This is a genomic window from Kitasatospora sp. NPDC004240, from assembly GCF_053603215.1.
The window spans coordinates 1-4,176 of sequence record NZ_JBSGFD010000371.1; the positions used below are offsets into that span (position 1 = coordinate 1).

Annotated in this window: 4 protein-coding genes and 1 pseudogene; all 5 read right to left on the reverse strand. The window is 74.1% G+C overall.

The window, feature by feature from the left end; genetic code table 11:
• Window positions 1-736 (reverse strand): annotated as a pseudogene (locus ACWEQL_RS41390) (hypothetical protein); the annotation flags it as partial.
• Between the two features lie 264 nt (window positions 737-1,000).
• Window positions 1,001-1,159 (reverse strand): DUF6760 family protein, encoded by a 159-nt coding sequence (locus tag ACWEQL_RS41395; protein ID WP_452156634.1) that lies wholly within the window; start codon window positions 1,157-1,159, stop codon window positions 1,001-1,003.
• The gene (locus ACWEQL_RS41400; RefSeq protein ID WP_452156636.1) at window positions 1,156-1,725 is read right to left on the reverse strand and encodes a hypothetical protein; all 570 of its coding nucleotides are present in this window, start codon (window positions 1,723-1,725) and stop codon (window positions 1,156-1,158) included. Before ACWEQL_RS41400 ends, ACWEQL_RS41395 begins: the two co-directional genes overlap by 4 nt.
• Window positions 1,722-2,168 carry a phage tail protein gene (locus ACWEQL_RS41405; RefSeq protein ID WP_452156638.1) on the reverse strand — a complete coding sequence of 149 codons (447 nt, stop codon included), beginning with the start codon at window positions 2,166-2,168 and terminating at the stop codon, window positions 1,722-1,724. Before ACWEQL_RS41405 ends, ACWEQL_RS41400 begins: the two co-directional genes overlap by 4 nt.
• 92 nt (window positions 2,169-2,260) lie before the next feature.
• Window positions 2,261-3,829, reverse strand: a complete 1,569-nt coding sequence (locus tag ACWEQL_RS41410) for a phage tail sheath family protein (RefSeq protein WP_452156640.1) — start codon at window positions 3,827-3,829, stop codon at window positions 2,261-2,263.
• Between the last annotated feature and the right edge of the window lie 347 nt (window positions 3,830-4,176).

Here is a 4,176-nt window from a genome sequence, read left to right on the forward strand (position 1 = left end):
CGTGTGATATTCCGATCACCGTGCCCGGCGCCGGCCCGCCGGCGGCCCGCTGTACGACGGGCCGGGCGGGGCCGGGAACGGAGTCGCCGGGTGCCGGGGGCGCCGGTGCCGGGGCGGAGGTGGACGCCGGTGCGGCGCCCGGGCGCCGGGCCGTGACCGGGAGGCCGTCGAGCGGCGCCCCCAGTCCGGCCCGGCGGGGAGCCGGGGCCGGACCTTCGGGTGCCGTGACGGGGGCTTCCGGGGCGGAGGCCGGGCTCAGGGCCGAGGCCGGGGCCGTCGCCTCCGGGCTCAGGGCCCGCTGGACGGGCTCCGCGCCGAGCGTGCCACGAGTGGGCTCCGCGGGCCCGGGGGATGGAGTGCCCGCGGAGGGCTTGGAGAGGGGCGCGGCGGCCGGTCCGGCCTGGTGGGCCGGTCGGGCCGCCAGCCGTCGGACCGGAGGAAGGGGGCGGGCGCGGGTCAGCGAGGGCCGCGCCGGGGCGACGCCCGGTCCGACGGACGACCGTTGGACGGCGGGCACGCGGACCACCGCGACGGGGTCGGCCGGTGGCGCGTCCGGCGTCACGGATGCCCCGGCGTCACCGGGCTCGCCGAACTCGGGCAGGGCCAGCGGGAGTTCACCCGACACCGCCCGCTGCACCGCCGTACCGGGCGAGGGCACCGCCCGCAGCAGCCCGTGCAGTACGCCGCCCGGCGCCCGTTCGCTCACCAGATGGCCCATCGACCCCTGGAAGCCCATGAATTGACGAGTCGTCAGGCCACCCTCGAACCCGCCGGGGTCGCTGAGCAACCCGCCGCCGTCACCCCGCAGCGCCCGCTGGATCGGCGGCACCGCGCGCCAGTGTCCGGCCGCCCGGGGTTCCGGTGAGGCCGTGGACGGCCCGGCCGACGCGTCGCCGTCCACGACGGCGGCCGGCGCCCCGGCGGAAGCCGCGGCCGCCGCTTCCCGCCGCTGTCCCTGCCGTGGACGGAGCCCCAGACGGTCCCGCAGTGCCACGTCGGTTCACCCTCCCTCGTTGATCCTCGTGTTGATCCGGCCGATCTCCCGTACCCAGCGGGCGCGTTCCCCGTGGGTGAGGTCGAGCAGCCGGTCCTGCTCCCAGTGGAAGTGGTAGGCGATGTACGCGATCTCCTCGTACAGGCGGTCGGTCGCGTACGTCACGATTCCCCCAGGCGCCCTCCGGAGAGCTCGACCTCGAAGGGCGTCTCGCAGGACGGGCAGGTGACCGCGGCGCGGGTGTGGCCCTCGGCGTTGATCCGCCGGTAGAAGTCCTGGAGGAAGGCGAGGTCGGAGGCGAACAGCTCCTCCACCACCGCCCCGCCGGGGTTGACCAGGCTGCCGAGGCGGGTGATCACCGAGCCGAGCAGCACCACGGTCAGGTAGGCCGGGTTGTTCTTCACCCGCAGGTCGATCAGCGGCATCAGCTCGTCGCGGGCGGTGGCCAGGCGCATCGCGCCGTGCCGGTGCAGGGTGCCGGACGGGTCGAGGTAGCCGCGTGGCAGCTCGAACTCGAACTCCGTCCGGAAGCCCGAGGCCGGCCCCGGACGTGCTTCACCCGGGTAAGCCTCCGGTCCGGGGGCACCGGGCCCGCCGTACGCACCCGGCCCGCCGTGCCCACCGGGAACGCCGTGCCCACCGGGAACGCCGTACGGGCCCGGCGCGCCGAACCCCTCGTCCTCGCCCTCCTCCGGGCGGGCCGGGGACCCGCTGACACTGCGGCGCCTCATGCGAGCTCGACGTCCTCGAAGACGATGGTGACCTTCTCCAGCGCGGCCTGGGAGTCACCGGCCTTGAGGTTCGGGCCCTCCCACTTCTTCACCCAGGCGTTCTTGAGGTTGACCGTCCGTACGGGCTTGTTGGTGGAGTCCTTGACCACGATGGACAGCGACTGCCGCGCGGTGGCGACGTTGCCGCGGATGAAGGACTCCTCCAGCCACTTGGAGAAGGTCGGGCTCTGGCCGAGGCCGCGGCCGATGGTGACCTCGCCGCCCTTGCGGGCGCCGGCCAGCTTGCGGATCAGCAGCTGGCCGGTCTTGGTGACCTCGGCGTGGTCGATCGAGTCCATCTCGAAGGAGAGGCCGCTGACCTCCTGCACGGTCTCCACCTCGTACGCGCCGAGCTGGACCGTGAAGATGTGGGTCGCGATCGCCATTCCGGCCATGTCGGTCATGTGCGCGCTACCGCCTTTCTGACGTTGGGTTGGTGGGTTCGACTACCGGCCGGCGGCCGCCGCTCGGTGACCGCCGGGCCGGCGGTCGCCGGCTACTCGTTGACCAGGCTGGTGCTGTCGGAGAACTGCGCCAGGCGGAAGACCACGAACTCGGCGGGCTTCACCGGGCAGATGCCGATCTCGCAGACCACCTGGCCGAGGTCGACCGACTCCGGAGGGTTGGTCTCGGCGTCGCACTTGACGTAGAACGCCTGGTCGGCGGTGGCGCCGAAGAGGGCGCCGCGCCGCCATTCCTCCATCAGGAAGGCGGAGATGTCGCGCCGGATGCTGATCCACAGCAGCTCGTCGTTCGGCTCGAAGACGGTCCACTGGGTGCCCAGCAGGATCGACTCCTCCAGGTAGTTGAAGAGCCGGCGCACGTTGATGTAGCGCCACGCCGGGTCGGAGGCGAGGGTGCGGGCGCCCCACACCCGGATGCCCCGGCCGGGGAAGGCCCGGATGCAGTTGACGCCGATCGGGTTGAGCAGGTCCTGCTCGCCCTTGGTGACGGCGGTCTGCAGGTCGATCGCGCCGCGCACCACCTCGTTGGCGGGCGCCTTGTGCACCCCGCGCTCGTTGTCGTTGCGGGCCCAGATGCCCAGCATGTGACCGCTCGGCGGCACGAAGCGGTTGCGGCCGGTGGCCGGGTCGAAGACCTTGATCCACGGGTAGTACAGGGCCGCGTACTTGGAGTCGTAGCCCGCGCCCTCCTGGCGCCACTCGCGCACCTGGCGGGGCGTCAGCTCGGGCAGCGGGTCGAGGACGGCGACCCGGTCGCCCATCAGCTCACAGTGCGCGATCATCGCCGTCTGCACGGCCTTGACGCCCTCGGCGTCGATCAGGCCCTGCTGGTGGGCGGCCATCAGGTCGGGGACGGCGAGCATGGTGATCTCGTCGACCGCCTCCAGGCCCGCGAAGCCGGTCCGCGCGTCGGCGTCGCCGATGTACTCGGCGGCCGAGATGCCCGCCGGCACCACCTCGGCCGGGCCGGCGGGGACGGCCAGGGTGAGCGTCTGCTTCTGCGGGCGGGTGAGGGCGCCGGCGCTGCCGGGGGCCTCCTCGACCAGGATCAGCGTCGAACGCTCGCGCACCTGGGTGACCACGTAGTTGCGGGCGCTCTTCTTCGCCGAGACGTCGAAGTTCTCCACCGGGCGGCCGCCCTGCTGGACGACCAGCCGGAACCGGTCCTCGCCGGGCGCCTCGCCCTCGGCGTCCGCCACCTCGACGGTGACCTCGCCCTCGGCGCCGGCCCGCGCGGCGATCCGGAACGAGCCGAGCGCCACCGGCTCGCCGGTGGTCAGTTCCTTGGCCCGGGCACCGCCCTTGGCCAGCGCCGCCTTCGCCGCCGGGTCCGCCACCTCGGCGCCCACCCGGACCACGTACGCGATGCCGCCGCCGTTGGCGAAGTACCCGTAGACCGAGTGCGCGAGGTACGAGCCCTCCACGAAACCGCCGAACAGCTGGACGTACTGGCTCCACGTCGTCACCAGGCTCGGCGTGTGGAACGGTCCCTTCTCCGCGAACCCCACGAACGCGGCGACGGACGTCCCCACCCCCTCGATCGGCCGGGGCCCGCTGTGGACCTCCTCCACGTACACCCCGGGCGACAGGTACTGCGGCATGCTCGGCACCCCTCCAACGACAACTCCGTCAGCGGCCCACCCTCCCCGCCGCCACCCGGTGCGCGGAACGGCCGCCGGTCACCAGTGCGGGGCAGCGCGGGGTGCCTGATCGGGCAGGGGGTCCGGGGCCGGGGCCGGCGGCCGGGCCGTGGGGCGCGGCGGGACTGCCCCGGTGTCTGCCCGAACGGCCATGGCGGGGCCGTGGGTGGCTGCCGACCATGCAAGGACCATCGCCACCGCCACCGTTCGGAGGGTTCATGCACGCTCACGACGAAGGGCGGCGGCCGCACGAGCGGCCGCCGCGGACCGCGGCCACCGGGGACCGTCCCGCGGCGGCCACGCCGGCC